The sequence below is a fragment of the Arthrobacter sp. UC242_113 genome (genome assembly GCF_044054585.1).
GTDB lineage: Bacteria > Actinomycetota > Actinomycetes > Actinomycetales > Micrococcaceae > Arthrobacter.
The window spans coordinates 103,381-119,567 of sequence record NZ_CP171968.1 but is presented as its reverse complement, the minus strand read 5'-3'; the positions used below and the strand labels follow the sequence as shown (position 1 = coordinate 119,567).

16 protein-coding genes are annotated in these 16,187 nt (G+C 66.5%); 5 read left to right on the top strand and 11 right to left on the bottom strand.

What is annotated here, in order from left to right; genetic code table 11:
- Positions 1 to 49 precede the first annotated feature (49 nt).
- From ACHMXB_RS00540 to ACHMXB_RS00525, 4 genes are all read right to left on the bottom strand, one after another.
- A complete protein-coding gene (locus ACHMXB_RS00540; protein ID WP_395401823.1) occupies positions 50 to 547 on the bottom strand; it encodes a MarR family winged helix-turn-helix transcriptional regulator in 498 nt (165 codons plus the stop codon).
- A gap of 173 nt (positions 548 to 720) precedes the next feature.
- Positions 721 to 2,385, bottom strand: a complete 1,665-nt coding sequence (locus ACHMXB_RS00535; RefSeq protein WP_395401821.1) for a thiamine pyrophosphate-binding protein — start codon at positions 2,383 to 2,385, stop codon at positions 721 to 723.
- Complete coding sequence (speB, locus tag ACHMXB_RS00530; RefSeq protein ID WP_395401819.1) at positions 2,382 to 3,494, bottom strand: agmatinase; 1,113 nt, start codon at positions 3,492 to 3,494, stop codon at positions 2,382 to 2,384. The genes ACHMXB_RS00535 and speB overlap by 4 nt, the downstream gene beginning before the upstream one ends.
- Before the next feature lie 167 nt (positions 3,495 to 3,661).
- Positions 3,662 to 4,237, bottom strand: a complete 576-nt coding sequence (locus ACHMXB_RS00525; protein WP_111902923.1) for a helix-turn-helix domain-containing protein — start codon at positions 4,235 to 4,237, stop codon at positions 3,662 to 3,664.
- A 289-nt stretch (positions 4,238 to 4,526) separates the two neighbouring features.
- Here ACHMXB_RS00525 and ACHMXB_RS00520 point away from each other — a divergent pair, with 289 nt between their 5' ends.
- Positions 4,527 to 6,050 carry a sodium:solute symporter gene (locus ACHMXB_RS00520; protein ID WP_395401816.1) on the top strand — a complete coding sequence of 508 codons (1,524 nt, stop codon included), beginning with the start codon at positions 4,527 to 4,529 and terminating at the stop codon, positions 6,048 to 6,050.
- Positions 6,051 to 6,210: 160 nt separating this feature from the next.
- Here ACHMXB_RS00520 and ACHMXB_RS00515 read toward each other — a convergent pair whose 3' ends face one another.
- Entirely contained in the window at positions 6,211 to 6,447 is a 237-nt protein-coding gene (locus ACHMXB_RS00515; protein ID WP_102973224.1) for a hypothetical protein, read from the bottom strand.
- A gap of 248 nt (positions 6,448 to 6,695) precedes the next feature.
- On the opposite strand from ACHMXB_RS00515, the gene ACHMXB_RS00510 reads away from it, so the two are divergent.
- On the top strand, positions 6,696 to 7,880 hold the full coding sequence (locus tag ACHMXB_RS00510) for a VIT1/CCC1 transporter family protein (protein ID WP_395401814.1): 1,185 nt from the start codon (positions 6,696 to 6,698) through the stop codon (positions 7,878 to 7,880).
- 123 nt (positions 7,881 to 8,003) lie between these two features.
- On the opposite strand, the gene ACHMXB_RS00505 is transcribed toward ACHMXB_RS00510, so the two are convergent.
- Positions 8,004 to 8,522: a hypothetical protein gene (locus ACHMXB_RS00505; protein ID WP_395401812.1), complete on the bottom strand. Its 519-nt coding sequence runs from the start codon at positions 8,520 to 8,522 to the stop codon at positions 8,004 to 8,006.
- Positions 8,523 to 8,536: 14 nt separating this feature from the next.
- On the opposite strand from ACHMXB_RS00505, the gene ACHMXB_RS00500 reads away from it, so the two are divergent.
- Positions 8,537 to 9,112, top strand: a complete 576-nt coding sequence (locus tag ACHMXB_RS00500) for a matrixin family metalloprotease (RefSeq protein WP_395401810.1) — start codon at positions 8,537 to 8,539, stop codon at positions 9,110 to 9,112.
- A gap of 75 nt (positions 9,113 to 9,187) precedes the next feature.
- Here the strand turns inward: ACHMXB_RS00500 and ACHMXB_RS00495 are convergent, their stop codons facing one another.
- The 5 genes from ACHMXB_RS00495 to ACHMXB_RS00475 all read right to left on the bottom strand — a co-directional run bounded on the left by ACHMXB_RS00495 (position 9,188) and on the right by ACHMXB_RS00475 (position 14,216).
- Positions 9,188 to 10,321, bottom strand: a complete 1,134-nt coding sequence (locus ACHMXB_RS00495) for an LOG family protein (protein WP_395401808.1) — start codon at positions 10,319 to 10,321, stop codon at positions 9,188 to 9,190.
- A 170-nt stretch (positions 10,322 to 10,491) separates the two neighbouring features.
- The gene (locus ACHMXB_RS00490) at positions 10,492 to 11,268 is read right to left on the bottom strand and encodes an SDR family NAD(P)-dependent oxidoreductase (protein ID WP_395401806.1); all 777 of its coding nucleotides are present in this window, start codon (positions 11,266 to 11,268) and stop codon (positions 10,492 to 10,494) included.
- Between the two features lie 36 nt (positions 11,269 to 11,304).
- Positions 11,305 to 12,672, bottom strand: coding sequence for an MFS transporter (locus ACHMXB_RS00485; RefSeq protein WP_395401804.1), 1,368 nt, complete (start codon positions 12,670 to 12,672; stop codon positions 11,305 to 11,307).
- A 285-nt stretch (positions 12,673 to 12,957) separates the two neighbouring features.
- Complete coding sequence (locus tag ACHMXB_RS00480) at positions 12,958 to 13,665, bottom strand: FadR/GntR family transcriptional regulator (protein ID WP_395401802.1); 708 nt, start codon at positions 13,663 to 13,665, stop codon at positions 12,958 to 12,960.
- Positions 13,666 to 13,748: 83 nt separating this feature from the next.
- Complete coding sequence (locus ACHMXB_RS00475) at positions 13,749 to 14,216, bottom strand: SRPBCC family protein (RefSeq protein WP_395401800.1); 468 nt, start codon at positions 14,214 to 14,216, stop codon at positions 13,749 to 13,751.
- Positions 14,217 to 14,257: 41 nt separating this feature from the next.
- Between ACHMXB_RS00475 and ACHMXB_RS00470 the strand changes: the two genes are divergently transcribed.
- Both ACHMXB_RS00470 and ACHMXB_RS00465 read left to right on the top strand, forming a co-directional pair.
- The gene (locus ACHMXB_RS00470; protein WP_395401798.1) at positions 14,258 to 15,250 is read left to right on the top strand and encodes a gamma-glutamyl-gamma-aminobutyrate hydrolase family protein; all 993 of its coding nucleotides are present in this window, start codon (positions 14,258 to 14,260) and stop codon (positions 15,248 to 15,250) included.
- 128 nt (positions 15,251 to 15,378) lie between these two features.
- Positions 15,379 to 16,119, top strand: a complete 741-nt coding sequence (locus ACHMXB_RS00465; protein ID WP_111902934.1) for a GntR family transcriptional regulator — start codon at positions 15,379 to 15,381, stop codon at positions 16,117 to 16,119.
- The last annotated feature ends 68 nt before the right edge of the window (positions 16,120 to 16,187 follow it).

The window sequence follows — 16,187 nt, the reverse complement described above, 5'->3', positions numbered from 1 at the left end:
CGGGTGGGCCGAAGGGCGTGACGTGGCCGTCCCGGAGACGGCAGCGTGGCTAGCCAATGAACTGCTCCTTGCGTTTGGTGATGGTTGTGGTGGGGCCGGCCGTCGTTGCCCGGGCGGATTCCCGCAGGGATTCCGCAAGTTTGGAGAGTACTTTCGCCGTCTCGGCGGCGTCCTGCTGGCTCCAGTCCTGGAGGTATTCCTGCAGCGTGGCCACGCGGTGTTCCTCGATCTCGACGAGCTTGGCGCGGCCGGCGTCGGTGAGGGCGACCAGCTGCGCCCGGCCGTCGTCGGGGTCCGGCCGGCGGTGGACCAGCCCGAGTTCCTCAAGTTCGGCGATGTGCCGGCTGAGGACCGGAGCGCTGACACCCAGCCGTGCGGCCAGGTGCGTGGCGCGGGACTCCTTCTCCCCCACGAACCGGAGGACGCCCTGCAGCGCGACTCCCGCCTCCAGGCCGCGCGAGTTCGAGACTGCCGCGCACCGGACGGCGCGCTGGAGGTCGAAGATCTGCCGTACGAGTTCGGCCGCGGTGTTTGGCTCAACTGCCATGATGGACTGCCCCTTATTGCTTGCCTTAGGCAACTATAGCAATAAATGGTTGCTTTAGGAAACTAACCAAGTGTGAGGTGCGTTAAACGCCAAGCGCGAACTGGCAGCTGATGCCCTCAAAATCGAGTTTTGAGGGCATCAGCTGCCAGTTCGCGCTTGTTATCGAAGGTGAGTCAGTCCCCCAGGTGGGTGGGGGCGAACATCTTGAGCAGTGTTTCGACGACGACGACGTTCGGGCCGTCCGCGGCGAAGCCCGCCTTGAGGGCGCCCCCCACTTCCTCCGGGGCGACCCTGGTGGCGGGCACGCCGAAGGATTCCGCCAGTTTCACGAAGTCGGGCCGGGCGAGTTCGGTGGCGGTGGCCTTGCCGAAGGCACCCACCATGTATTCGCGGAGGATGCCGTAGCCGCCGTCGTCCACGATCAACCAGGTGACCGGCACGTTGTGCTGCTTCGCGGTGGCAAGTTCGGCGATGGAGTACATGGCCGAGCCGTCGCCGGAAACCGCCAGGACGCGCGCCGAAGCCGCTGACCTGCCCACGGTTTCCAGGCCCACGGCCCCGCCGATCGCCGCCGGGAACCCGTAGCCCAGGCCGCCGGCGCCCTGGGCCGAGTGGAACTGCCCTTCCCGGGCGTCCCAGCAGCTCCAGCCCCAGTAGGCCGAGATGGTCATGTCCCAGAAAGTCTGCATGTTCGCCGGGACTGCCTCGCGGATGTCGGCCATGAACTGCAGTTCCTTGGCCAGGTCCTGCGATTCCAGCCGCTCCTTCACCTTGCGCAGCGACTCCCGGACGAGGTCCTCCGGCGAGGTTCCGTGCCAGTCAGGCCGGGCGTCGGCGGGCACCACCAGCGAAGCGTCGAGGGCCGCGAGCGCCTGGCCGGCGTCGGCGCGGATTCCCAGCCCAGGCCGGTTGGATTCCAGGACGCGCGGTTCGGCGTCGATCTGGATGATCCTGCCGCGCGGTTCGAAGGTGAAGTAGTTGGACGTGACTTCGCCGAGCGAGGAGCCAATCACCACCAGGACGTCCGCATCCTCAAGGAGGTCCGTCATATGCCGGTCCTCAATCCACGACTGCAGCGACAGTTCATGGTTCCAGGGGAAGGCCCCGTTGCCGCCGGGCGTGCAGATGACGGGAGCCCGGAGCTTTTCCGCGATCGAGAGCAGCGACTTTTCCGCCCGGCCCCGGCGGGTTCCGCCGCCGGCAATGATGGCCGGACGCTCCGCCGCCGACAGCCACTTCACGGCTTCCCGGACAAGCTCGACGCGCGGCGGGTTGTCCGCCGCTTCGGCCAGCGCATCCTCCACGGGCGGCACCATGATGGGGTCCAGCAGCACATTCTGCGGGACTTCCAGCCAGACCGGGCCCTGCGGCGACGAGATCGCCTCGGTCCAGGCATCCTGGATGGCGGACGGAATGCCCGACGCGTGCTGGATCAGGCGTTGGCTCTTGGTGACGTTCGCGGCCGACGCCTTCTGGTCATCCAGCTGGTGCAGCATGCCCTTCCGCCGGGCACCCAGCCCCTCGAGCGGGATCTGGCTGGCGACCACCACCATGGGCACGCCCGTGGCGTACGCTTCCTGCAGCCCGGCGAGCGACGTCAGAGCGCCCGGCCCGGTTGACAGGAACAGCACGCCCACCTTCCCCGTGGCACGTGAGTAGCCGTCCGCCGCAAACGCAGAATTGTTCTCCACGCGGGAGGACACGAACTTCAGGTTTCCCCGGCCCATCGCGTCGAAGAGGCCCAGCGCGTGCTGGCCGGGGATGCCGAACACCGTCTTCGCACCCAGCGCCTCGAGGGTTTCGACGACGAGGTCCCCGCCGTTGCGGACACCGGTCACTGGGAGTACTCCCCTACGGCGGCACGGACCGCGCCGTTGTCGGCCGGCGCGGGCGAGGCGGCCGCGAACCCTGCCGGACGGCGGGCTTCCCGGCCCAGGGCCTGGGCGGCGTAGCCGGTCTCGGCGCCGAAGCGGTCTCCGGCGACGGTGTTGTCCGCCATGAGGGTGACGAGCTCGTAGGCAACATGGCTGGCGGCCACACCGGTGATCTCGGCGTGGTCGTAGGCCGGGGCCACTTCAACGACGTCGGCGCCAACGAGGTTCATGCCGCGGAAGCCGCGGATGATCTCCAGCAGCTCCCGGCTGGTGATGCCGCCGGCTTCCGGCGTGCCGGTTCCGGGCGCGTGGGCGGGATCCAGGACGTCGATATCCACGGAAATGTACAGCGGACGGCCCCCGATCCGGTCGCGCACCTTGGCCACGGTCTCCAGGACACCCTGGTAGTAAACGTCCGCGGAGGTGACGATGCCGAACCCGAACCGGTGGTCGTCGTCGAGATCCTTCTTCCCGTACAGCGGGCCGCGGGTGCCGATGTGGCTGATGGCTTCCGTATCCAGGATGCCTTCCTCCACGGCACGGCGGAACGGCGTGCCGTGGGTGTACTCGGCACCAAAGTAGGTGTCCCAGGTGTCCAGGTGGGCGTCGAAGTGCAGCATGGCGATGGGGCCGCCGGCGCGCTCAGCGGCGGCGCGCAGGAGCGGCAGCGCGATGGTGTGGTCACCGCCGAGGGTGAGCAGTTTGCTCCCGCCCGCCGTCAGGTCGAGGGCGTTCTGCTGGATGGTCTCGATGGCCTCGTTGATGTTGAACGGGTTCACGGCCATGTCCCCGGCGTCGGCCACCTGGCAGTTCTCGAACGGGCTGACGTCCCAGGCGGGGTTGTACGGGCGGAGCAGCCGGCTGGCCTCGCGGACGTGGTTGGCGCCGAAGCGGGCACCAGGGCGGTAAGAGACGCCGGAATCGAAGGGCACGCCCACCACGGTGATGTCCGACTTGGCCACCTGGTCAAGGCGCGGCAGGCGGGCGTAGGTGGCCGCTCCGGCGTAGCGGGGAATACGGGATGAATCGATGGGGCCAAGGTTGCCGTTGGCTTCGATGCGCAGCTCTTCCAAAGGAACGCTTCTCCTTCGAGGATGAAATGTGGAGGTGGGTTGTGACAGCCATCATACACACGGAGTTGCCTACTACGCACCGACTGTTTACCTGAAATGGGAAAGGAGGGCAGTAAAAACCCGGGCTGCCACACAACAGGCAACCCGGGTCCAACGACGGAAGAGCGCTACCGGCTGGCCGCCGGCACCAGCACCCAAAGAACTTCCACGGCCTCATCGGTGGGGTTGACCCAGGTGTGCGGCTCCCGGCCCGGAAAGGTCACCGTATCGCCGGTGGTCAGCTCATACTCCTCGTTCGTCAGGATGAGCTTGATGGTCCCCCTGATCACGTGCAGGACGTCGACGTCGCAGTCAACGGCATACAGTTCCGATTCGCCGCGTCCGCGCGGATCGATGACGGCCTGGATGATCTGTACGCGCCGTTCGGACCGTGCGGTCAGCAGCCGCTCGACGATCCCTTCGCCGCCGAGGGAGATGCGCGGACCGGCATCCCGCTTGGTCAGGTGGGTTTCCGGTGCGGCGAACAGGTCACCAATGGAGATCGACAGCACCTGGCAGAGCGTCACCAGCGAGGCCACGGAGGGTGAGGTGAGATCCCGCTCCACGCGGCTCAGGAAACCTTTGGTCAATCCGGTGGCGTCGGCCACCTGCTCGATGGTGAGCCGCTGGGACTGGCGCGCGGCACGGATTCTTGAACCGATGGCAACCGGAACATTGCTCGGCTCAACTGGTAGTGCCTTCATTTACGAACCTTTCACGGCCGGCAGTTCGGCCCCATCATTGGAGTCATATTAGCCGCCCGGCCCCTCCGTGACGCGGGGCAAACCGCGCCCCGGGGCTTTGCGTCTTGACTGTTACTCGAATCACACCCTACGCTCTAACGCAACAACTGTTGCTTGTGAAACAACTCCCACGAGGAGACGCGCAGCAAGGAACCCCGCGTTCCCCCAGATTTCCGTTCAGTGCAGCGCCATCCGGCCAGCCCGCTCCGCGAGGCCCGCCAGCTGCCAAAGCTCCAAGGATCCCCAAATCATGGACGCAAGTTTCGTCAATATCGCCATCGTGGTGGTCTACCTGGCCGCCATGCTGGCCTTCGGCTGGTGGGGCAAGTCCCGCACCAAGAACAACAGCGATTTCCTCGTGGCCGGCCGCCGCCTGGGCCCGTTCCTCTACACCGGAACCATGGCCGCCGTCGTCCTGGGCGGCGCCTCCACCGTTGGCGGCGTCGGCCTGGGCTACAAGTTCGGCATCTCGGGCATGTGGCTCGTGGTGGCGATCGGCGCCGGAGTCCTGCTGCTGAGCCTGCTCTTCGCCGGAACCATCCAGAAGCTGAAGATCTACACCGTCTCCCAGATGCTGTCCCTGCGCTACGGCAGCCAGGCCACCCGGACCTCCGGCATCATCATGCTCGCCTACACCCTGATGCTCTGCGCCACCTCCACGAGCGCCTACGCCACCATCTTCGTGGTCCTGTTCGGCTGGGACCGGGCACTCGCCATTGCCATCGGCGGCGCCATCGTGCTGGTGTACTCGACCATCGGCGGCATGTGGTCCATCACCCTGGCCGACCAGGTCCAGTTCGTCATCAAGACCGTGGGCATCTTCTTCCTCATGCTGCCCTTCACACTCAACGCAGCCGGCGGCCTGGACGGCATCCGCAGCCGCGTGGAGGCCAGCTTCTTCCAGATCGACGGCATCGGCGTCCAGACGATCATCACCTACTTCGTCGTCTACACCCTCGGCCTGCTGATCGGCCAGGACATCTGGCAGCGCGTGTTCACCGCCAAGACGCCCCGGGTTGCCCGCTGGGGTGGCGCCACGGCCGGCATATACTGCATCCTGTACGGCGCAGCGGGCGCCATGATTGGCCTGGCCGCCCGCGTGGCGCTGCCGGCCATCGACGTCGCCACGGAAGGCAAGGACGTGGTCTACGCCGAGGTGGCCCAGAACCTGCTCCCCATCGGCATCGGCGGCCTGGTGCTCGCCGCCGCCGTCGCGGCCATGATGTCCACCGCGTCCGGCGCCCTGATCGCGGCTGCCACCGTGGCCCGTGCGGACGTGCTGCCGTTCGTCGCCGGCTGGTTCGGCAAGACCATCAACACCGATGACTCCGACAACCCCGAGCACGACGTCAAGGCCAACCGCATGTGGGTCCTCGGGCTGGGCATCGTGGCCATCCTGATCGCCATCATCACCAAGGACGTCGTCGCGGCCCTCACCATCGCCTACGACATCCTGGTGGGCGGCCTCCTCGTGGCCATCCTCGGCGGACTCATCTGGAAGCGCGGCACGGGAATCGCGGCCGCGGCGTCCATGGCCGTCGGATCCGTGGTGACGCTCGGGACCATGATTGTTCTGGAGATCAACGCCAAGGCACCGCTGGACGGCGTCTTCGCCAACGAGCCGATCTACTATGGCCTGCTCGCCTCCGCCGTGGTCTACGTTGCAGTGTCGCTGCTGACCAAGCCGACGGACCCCGCGGTCATGAGCCGCTGGTACCGCCGCGTGGCCGGCAAGGACACTGAGGAAGTGCCGGTCACGGCGACAGTCCGGTGATTTTCCCGGCGATCCGGCAGCTCTAAGAAGTACGACGACGGCGGTGCCTCCCAGCGTAAGGAGGCACCGCCGTCGCGATTTAACGAGTTGGGCTAAAGCGGGAGGAAACGGTCCAGGGACGGAACGGGCGTCAGCATTGGAACAATGCTGAACGGGGGCTTTAGGCTTCGTAGCCTTCGTCCGCACGGAACTCGTCGTCCGCATCGCGCGGAACTACCCGTTCGTCGTCGTCCACTGCCTCGGAACTGGCGGGGACAACCCTCTCCTCGGAGTCAAGGAATTCGTCTTCCGTGTCCCAGTCTTCGTCCACCGGCGCGTCCTCGGCAAAGTCATAGGCAGGATCGGACTCGATGGTATGGCGGGTGTCCGGCTCGGGGCGCGATCCGTTGGTGTTCATCAGGCAGACCTCCGTGTGGTTGGACTTCCGTACCCGGCATCAGCGGGGCACATTTTCATCAGATCACCGCGGCTGCAGGCGGTCAAGGGCGTCCCCGCGGGCCGGGCGGCCTTGGCTCCGGAAGCCGGCGTTATTGAGGGTTCCCTAAACTTCTGGCTAAGGGTTACCGGCCGAAAAACCGCGGAATTACGCGGTAAAGTAGGCGATGCAATGGGGCCGCATCACGTCCCAGCTACCCAGGAGTTCCCGTGTCTCAGCACGCAAAATCTGGCCCTCACACCACCGGCAACGCATCCGCCCCGTCTGCTTCAACGAACGGCGCAGCACCGAACGGGACCGCCGCACCCCGGCCGGAGCCCACCACTGCAGACATCAAGCGCTGGCGCCAGTACCTGGCCGACGAGCGGGCCGAGGCTTCCGTCTACCGTGACCTCGCGCAGAACCGCTCCGGCGAAGAGCGCGCCATCCTTCTGGCCCTCGCCGAAGCTGAAGGCCGCCACGAGGCGCACTGGCTGAAGCTGCTGGGCGAGCATGCTGGCAAGCCCCGGCACGCCTCCTTCCGCAGTCGCCTTCTGGGCTTCCTCGCCCGGCACTTCGGGTCCGTGTTTGTGCTGGCGCTGGCGCAGCGGGCCGAGGGCCGCTCCCCCTACACCAGGGAACCGTCCGCCACTCCGGCCATGGCGGCCGACGAACAGATCCATGAGGAAGTGGTCCGCGGTCTGGCTACGCGCGGCCGCAACCGGCTGGCCGGCACCTTCCGGGCCGCCGTCTTCGGAGCCAACGATGGTTTGGTCAGCAACCTTTCGCTGGTTATGGGCATGGCGGCCACAGGCGTTGGCAGCGGCGTGGTCCTGCTCAGCGGTATCGCCGGACTCCTGGCCGGCGCGTTTTCCATGGGCGCAGGCGAATTCGTGTCCGTCCGTTCCCAGCGCGAGCTCCTGGCTGCCACCAAGCCCACGCAAGTGACGCTGGTGGCGGCACCCCAGTTGGACATCGAACACAACGAGCTCCTGCTGGTCTACCTGGCCCGCGGCATGTCGCGCGAGGCCGCCGAACACCGCGTCGCCGAGCGCATGGGCCTCTTCACGTGCGACTGCGATCCGAGCCTCTCGCTCCATCCCGAACTGCCCGAGACCGAGGACGAACACGAAGCCGTAGGCACTGCCTGGGGGGCCGCGCTCTCCAGCTTCTGCTTCTTCGCCTCGGGCGCGATCGTACCCATCATTCCTTTCCTTGTTGGCATGACCGGGATAGCCGCCCTGATTGTGGCGGCCGTCCTCGTGGGCATCGCGCTGCTGGCCACCGGCGGCACCGTTGGCCTGCTGTCCGGCACTTCGCCGCTGACCCGCGGACTGCGGCAGCTCGCCATCGGGCTGGGAGCAGCTGGCGTCACCTATCTCCTGGGCATGGCATTTGGCGCTGTGATCGCCTGATTGACGGGGATTGCCTTAACTTCCCTGACCGCTCAGCCGGTCTCCGGGCAGTTGGTTTCCGGCAGCTGGTTTCAGGGCGTGGCGAGCGGAACTGTAAAGTGGGCCCGTTTGCCTGATACTTGTTTACCCTGTGGAGGCGACGCCGCCGAGGAATGCCGTGAAAGGGGTGCAGTGGAGAGCCACGACCCTGGTCGAATGCAGCGCCGGCACCGGCACCGGCACCTGCCGCGGCACTCGGCTCCGGCCACCGCGGCGGCGAGGTTTATCCGCCATCTGATCGTGCTCGCTGCCCTCGGTTGTGCGGCGTTCCTTGCGGCCGGAATGGCGTACGGGGACCCCCGCTTTGCGGGCGTGCTGAACTTTCGCATTGGTTCCGGGGACCAGCCCGCGTCCCGGCAGGATGATTCCGGCCGGGACGATTCTGGTCTGGATCCGGCCGGCCAGGATCCGGACGGCCGCAATCGTGCTGGCCAGGATCGGGCCGGGCAAACGGGGCAACCCGGGCACGGCGGCGGGTCCGGCGGAGCCGGGTCCGGCGGCCCCGGAGGCCAGGCAGTACCGGGGGCGCACCGCCGTCGGGCCTCGAGGAAGCAGCCACTCCCCTGAGCACGCCGGCGCCACCTCCGGAACCGAGCAGCTCATACAGGTTTCTGGCCGTGAACAGCGACGGCTCCCCCGTGGGCTACTCACCTTGCCGTCCGCTGCATTACGTGGTGAATGCCAGCCTTGCGCCTGCAGGTGCAGCGGGCCTGGTTACCCTGGCGATCCAGGAAATCTCCCGCGCCACCGGCATCCAGTTTGTCGACGACGGCGCCACCGACGAGAAGCCCAAGGACCAGCGCGCCCCCTACCAGCCAGGGGCCTACGGCGACCGCTGGGCACCCATGCTCATCAGCTGGACCACACCGGGCGCGGCTCCCAAACTGGCAGGCAAGGTCATCGGCACCGGTGGCAGTACCCACTACAGCTACGGAAACGGACCTAAGAGCTACGTCACCGGCAGCCTGGAACTCGATGCCCCGCAGCTGGCTGCGGAACTGGAACGCCCCGACGGCACCGCCTACGCCACCGCCGTCATCCTCCATGAACTGGGCCACGTGATGGGGCTGGAGCACGTCGACGACCCCGTGCAGCTCATGTATCCGGAGATCGGCGCCCCCGACGGGCTCGCGGCCGGCGACCTGAACGGCCTGTATCAACTGGGCAAGGCACCCTGCCGCAAGGACCTGTAGGCCGCCCGCTTATTCCGGCGGCGCGTTATTCCAGCGGGGCGTTATTCCAGCAGGGCGTCGTGCCAGCGGGGCGCCTTACCCGCCGAGGACCGTGAGCGCCTCGTCCACGCTGTCCACCAGGAAGATCCGCTGCTCCATGGCGCGGCCGGCAGCGAGGCTTTGCAGCATGGGCCAGGCCGGAAACCGTTCCTCCCAGTGTTCCCGGCCCACCAGCACCATGGGCGTCATGGTCTCCTGGGCGCCGTAGTAGTTCTCACAGGCATCCTGGAAGATCTCCTGCACGGTGCCCGCCGCACCGGGCAGGAACACGATCCCTCCATTGCAGACCTCCAGGAGAATGGCCTCGCGGACCGCGTTGGCAAAGTATTTGGCGATGTGAGTGGCGAAATAGTTGGGCGGCTCGTGGCCGTAAAACCAGGTGGGAATGCCGAGGGACGCTGTTCCGCCCGGAAAGCGTTCGACGGCGGCCGCCGCAGCACGTGCCCAGGCAGACACCGAGGGGCGGAAGCCGGGGACGCCCGCCAACTCTCGAAGCACACCGTGGAAATCGTCGTCGTCAGCCGCGCTGAGGTAGGCGCCAAGGTTCGCCGCCTCCATGGCCCCCGGCCCGCCGCCGGTGGCCACCAGGTGGCCGCGGCGGGCCAGGAGCCGGCCCAGCGTGGCGGCAGCGGCGAAGCCGCCGGTCCCCCGCTGCAGGGCGTGGCCGCCCATAACCCCGACGATGGAACGGCCCCCGCTGTTGAGGCTGCGGACGAACTCCTCCAGGGCATCGCCTACGGCGTGATCGTGCAGGGCTGCGGCGAGGGTGGAATCGAGGCGGTTCCGCTGACCCGGCCGGATGCTCCATTGGTAGACCAAAGCATCGGGGGTTTTCTCGTAGGGTTCATCGACGATGCCTGCGTACAGCTCCTGCGGCGTGTAAAGCCCCGCCCGGTACGGATTGAAAGGTACACCGGTAAGCCGCGGAAAAATCAGTGCGCCCCGGCTGCGGAGTGAAGCCTCCACGCCCGGGTCGAAGGTGCAGCCCAGGAAAATCGCACCCTCGGCGTCCAGTGCTGCCAAGGCCGTGCCGCGTCCGCGGAGGTCCAGCGACTGGGCGTGCCAGCCATGCATCGCCCGGGCCCCGGCATTGACCAGCCGGTCAAAGCTAGCGACGCTGTTCACCTCAAGGGTCCGCGGGCTGGGGTTCAGGCTGCCGGAGGGGTTCATGGTGCCCAGCCTAGTGCCGTGTTCTGGCGGGATGCCGGAGCCGACGAACCCAACTAGGTAGCAGCTGTGGGCGTTTCCAGCACTGGGAACGCCCACAACTGCTACCTACTTCAAAGACGAAGTGCCCTGCCGGGATCCCGGCAGGGCACTTCACTCGAATCAGAAACGGGTCAGGAAACCTGCAGGCCGCCGTTGATGTCGTAGGTCGCGGCCGTGATGTAGCCCGAGTCCGCGCCCAGCAGGAAGGAGATCAGGGCTGCCACTTCCTCGCGGGTTCCCACGCGGCCCATCATGATGCCCTCGGACATCTGTGCCTTGCGCTCCTCGCTCAGCGTGCCGCCCATGATGTCGGTGTCGATCGGGCCCGGGGCGATGGCGTTCACGGTCACGCCGAACTCGCCGACCTCGCGGGCCAGGGCACGGGTGAAGCCGATGATGCCGGCCTTGGAGGCGCTGTAGGCAACCTTGGAGTAGGTCCCCCCGCCGCGCTGGGCGGAGATGGAGGAGATGCTCACGATGCGGCCGAGCTTGCGTTCGATCATTCCCTTGAGGACCCGCTGTGACACCACGAAGGTGCCGCGCATGTTGATCGCGAAGACCTTGTCCCACTCGGCAACCGTGGTTTCCATGAAGGGGGTTGGTGAGCTGATGCCGGCCAGGTTGGCAAGGGCCACGATCGGCGGCAAGGCCTCTTCGATCTCCGTGATGGCCCGGTCCACCGACACCTCATCGGAGACGTCGGCGCCGACGCCGATCGCCTTCACCGCACGGTTGGATCCGATCTCCGCGGCCGCGGCCTTCGCGTCCTCGGCGTTGATGTCCAGGATTGCGATGGACCAGCCTTCGCTGGCCATGCGGTCAGCTGCCGCGCGGCCGATGCCACGGGCAGAGGCCGCGCCGGTCAGCACAACGGTGCGTTCTGCGGGGAAAGGGGTGATTGAGCTCATTGCGGGTATTCCTTCGGGTGGTTCTCGGATGGGTCTTTAGCGGCTGGCTGAAACGTCTGCGGCGGCCTTGACTGCCGGATCCAGAGCGGCATCGCCTTCAGGGCGCTTGCGGGCATAGAGGTAAGTGGCCACGGCCGTAACGCACAGGCAGAAGGAGAGGAACAGCAGGCCGCTCTGGTTGTTGCCGGTGGCGTCCTTCAAAATGCCCACTGCGTAGGGGGCGACGAATCCGCCCAGGTTGCCCAGCGAGTTGACCATGGCCAGGCCGGAGGCGGCGGCTGCGCCGGTGAGCGCTGCGGACGGCATCGACAGGAACGGGGCGATGGCCCCGTAGATGCCCATGGCTGAGGCGGTCAGGGCTATGAGTGCCAGGACAGGGTTGACCGGAAGCAGGAAACCGGCGCCGAGCAGTCCCAGGCCGGCCAGGACCATGCTGACGGCGCTGTGCCAGGCACGCTTGCCGGTCTTGTCAGCGCGCTTGCTCCAGAAGTAGACGAAGACCGCAGCGATGGCGTACGGGATGAGGACGATGAATCCGACCTCAGCGGTGGAGAACTTGCCCAGGGCGGCGACGATGGTGGGCATCCAGAGGCCCAGGCCGTAGATGCCACAGACCAGGCCGAAGTAAAGGGCCGAGTAGACGATGGTGCGCTTGTCCTTAAGACCGGCCAGGAAGTTGTGGCTGCTGCCCTTGGACTTGGCTGCCAGTTCGGCGTCCATGGTGGTGGCGAGCCATTCGCGCTCGTCAGCGTTGAGCCACTTGGCGTCCCGCGGGCGGTCCGTCATCAGGAAGGGGGTGAGTACGCCCAGCAGGATGGCGGGGATGCCTTCAATGATGTAGAGCCACTGCCAGCCCTGCAGGCCCATGATGCCGTCCATCTGGAGGAGCAGGCCGGAAACCGGGGCACCCAGTGCGTTGGAGACGGGCTGGGCCAGGATGAAGATGCCCAGCACGGTTACCCGCTGTGCGGCCGGGAACCACAGGGTCAGGTAGAAGAGGATGGCGGGGAAGAAGCCGGCCTCGGCCGCGCCCAGCAGGAAGCGGATGATGTAGTAGGTGGTTTCGCCGTTCACCAGGGCCATCGCCGCTGCGAAGATGCCCCAAGTGATAAGGATGCGGGCCAGCCACTTGCGGGCACCGAACTTGTACATGCCGGCGTTGCTGGGGATTTCGAGCACGGCGTAGCCGAGGAAGAAGATGCCGGCGCCCAGGCCGTAGGCTGCGGCGCTCAGGCCGATGTCCTCGCTCATGGTCAGCTTCGCGAAGCCGACGTTGTTCCGGTCCAGATACGCGATGAAGTAAAGCAGCACAATCAGGGGCATTACGCGGCGGCGGACCTTGCGGAGCGTGCGGTCTCCAAGCTCGCCAAGTCCGGAGGACTTTGTGGTGAATGAAGTCATCATCGACCTTCTGTCTGTCGGTTTCCGATCCGGCGGCTTCGCCCGGGGAATCCGATGCTTTTTTCTATTGGGTTCTATCCGCTTCAAAGGGGAATGTCGGTACTTAATCTGATGTCAGACATCTGACGGAAGAACATGACCAAAAGCATAGGAGGGTGACGAGCGTTACGTCAAGACGAAAAGGGTTGCGGCGGCAAAAAAGTGGGCCAGAACGACGTCAGGCCCAGAAAAATGCAGAGGAGGAGAAAAGTCAGGCCTCAGGGACACCGGCTCCCAGGAACTCAGAACCTAGGAACGGTTGCCGTGAACGTAGCGTTCGTAGTCTTCGAAGGTCTGGTCCATGTGCTCGTCCATGGCCTTGCGGGCCAGCTCGGAGTCGCCGGTGAGGATACTCTCCAGCACGCGCTGATGGAAGGCGATGGCGTGGCGCTGGATCTCCTCGATGGCCGACGTCTCGCGACGGGCGCGGTAGAGGGACTGGCCCAGCTGGGCCAGGAGGGCGCGGACAAACGGGTTGCCGGAAGCCTTCAGCACGGTGTCGTGGAAGGCGATGTCCGCCGCCACGAACCCGTCCAGGTCGCCTGCCTGGTGAAACCGCTTCATGTCCGCGATGGACGCCCGCATCTCCTCGGCGTGCTCAGGAGTGTGGCGCCTGGCCGCGAGCGCTGCGGCGCCGGTCTCCACCATGCGCCGCACCTCGATCAGGCCGCGGGAAACCTGGTCGTCCGCATTGCCGTGCGACGCGGCCTTGATGATCGCGTCGAGGCCGGTCCAGCTGTCTGCAGGGTTCACGAACGTTCCGCGGCCGGCTTTGACGTAAAGGATATTCTGCGCCCGGAGTGCCTTCAGCGCTTCGCGGGCGGTCAGCCGGCTGACGTCGTAGGCCTTGGCAATGTCGGCTTCCGGCGGCAGCGCATCATGCGGCTTGAGCCTGCCGTCAAGAATGTCATCCAGCAGACCGTCAACCAGGTCGTCAACAAGTGTCCTGCGCCCCATCGACTGCCCTACTTTCGCCTTGCCTACTGCTCCCCACACTACCGAAACCCGCGCAGTCCCAGTAAAACTGGCACGAAAGTGCGTCAGCCCCCGGCTTGCGCACCCGCAACGTAGGTGTCCAGCCTGGCAAGCGTCCTGTCGATATTCGCCGGATGGCGGCCCAGGTAGCCGGCCAGCCGGAGCAGGAACTTGCCGCGGACATGGCGCGCATCCCACTGTTCGGTCACGAGCGTTCCGGGGACGCCGCTGCTGCTCGTGGCCGGTTCCAGCAGGTAACGCCACACATGCCCGTAGAAGTGGCGCCAGCCGATCCGCCGGCCCTCCTCGAACTCAGTGACGGTGTTGAGGATCCAGTAATCAACCCTGATTTTCATTTCCATGCCGAACTTGGCCCCGGGGCCAAGGCGCAACGGCCCCCGCGGCTGGGCGCCCTTGACGGTGCCTGATCCGTCGATTTCGCTGTGCAGCGCGGGAGTGGCCAGGACCTCGAAGACCACGTCCGGCGCCGCGGCGATGAAACGGTCCCGGGACACCAGATAGCGGTTGTTCATCCGGCCAGCCTAACCGGCCGGATATGGGGCAGAATTTGAGGATGCAGAATTCACCGCGGAATTCAGGAACAGTGCAGACCCCGGACGCAGCGCAGAACCCGGACACAGCGCCGGATGCAGACGCGGCACAGAGCGCGGGGCCGCGTCAAGAGCGCCGGCCACGGATCGGAATCCCCGTCCGGTTCAGCAGCTCGGCGGATCCGGACCCGCGGGTGGCAAAGGCCAACAACCTCTTCGGCTGCATCGTCAGCCTCATCCGCGATGTCGGCGGGGAGCCGGTGCTGCTCACCGCTGAGTCACTGGAGGGCGGGCTGAGCGGCGCACCCAACAGTGGAAAGGGCGACGGCGGAACTTCCGACGGCGATAAGGCGCCGGACGCGCCCGAGGCGCTGGACGGCGTCGTGCTTCCCGGCGGCGGCGACGTTGACCCGCGCCTCTACGGCGAGGCACCGGGGCCCACGCTCTATGACGTCAATGCCGAGCAGGACCGGCTGGACATCGCTGTGGCGCGGCGCGCGCTCGATGCCGGCATGCCCGTGCTTGGAATCTGCCGCGGGCACCAGCTGCTCAATGTCCTCTACGGCGGAACGCTGGTCCAGGACATGACACCGGGTACCGTGCCACACCGCCAGATCCCGGCAGCGGCCAACAGGCCATGGGTCTGGCACGAGGTGACCATCACCCGGGGATCCAAGGTGGCGAAGATGTACGCCGCCGCCGAAAATCCGGAGGCTGGCGGACCGGCCTCAACCGGCGCCGGTGCCGCCGCAGATGACGCAGCCGCCAGTGACACAGCCGGAGGCGACGCACGCGCAATGGAAGTCAAGATCGCCTCCGGCCACCATCAGGCCGTGGACCGGGTGGCGCCGGGGCTGCTGGTGACCGCCGTGGCGGATGACGGCACGGTGGAGGCGCTGGAGGACCCCGAGCGGTGGGTCGCGTCGGTGCAGTGGCATCCGGAGGCCATGGAACTGACGGAAGAGCAGAGGCTTGGCCCGTTCCGCGTGTTCGTGGAGGCCTGCCGCGCCCGCTAACTGCAGGGCTCCTTGACTGCCCGCGGCGCCCTGCTATGATCAAAATCAGAGTATGTCCTAACAAACGGACATGCACTGACATACAGGCCTTCTGGACGCGGGAACCTGCAGCACAAAGGGAGCACTCAATGGCGAACCAACTACGCCTTAGCATCGACCGCTCGTCGCCGGTGCCGCTGTACCATCAGGTCGTCCAGGGGATCGAGGCTGCCATCCATACCGGCCTGCTGGAACCCGGGAGCCGGCTGGAGAACGAGATCGATCTCGCCGCCCAGTTGAACCTCTCCCGCCCCACCATGCGCAAGGCGATGGACGAACTGGTCCGGTCCGGGCTGCTGGTCCGCAAGCGGGGAGTCGGCACGCAGGTGGTGTCCAGCCAGGTCCGCCGCCCGCTTGAGCTGTCCAGCCTGTACGACGACCTGACGAATAACGGCAGTAAGCCCACCACCGAGGTGCTCACCTTTGCCCACATCGAGGCCGACGCCGCCACCCGGGAGGCCCTGCACCTCGCCGCCGGCGCCAAGGTCTACCACTTCACCAGGCTCCGGAAGGTGGGCGGCAAGCCACTGGCCCTGATGGAGAACTGGGTGCGCGACGACATAACCCACATCGACGAGGACCTGCTGAAGGCGCAGGGCCTGTACGGCATCCTGCGCAGCGGCGGCGTCAATTTCAGGCTGGCCACGCAGCGGATCGGCGCGATGGTGGCCAACGACTACCAGGCTCCCCTGCTTGAAACGGAACCGGGCTCAGCCCTGGTCACCATGGAACGCACCGCCGTCGATGACACGGGCCGCAACGTCGAGACCGGGCACCACGTCTACCGCGGCGACTCCTACAGCTTCGAAATGACACTGGTTCAGCGCTAGGAACAAACCGGCTCCTTCAGCGCGGGGCGGCGACATGCCCGCCCTTGCGCCGGGCCGTCGTGCGCCGG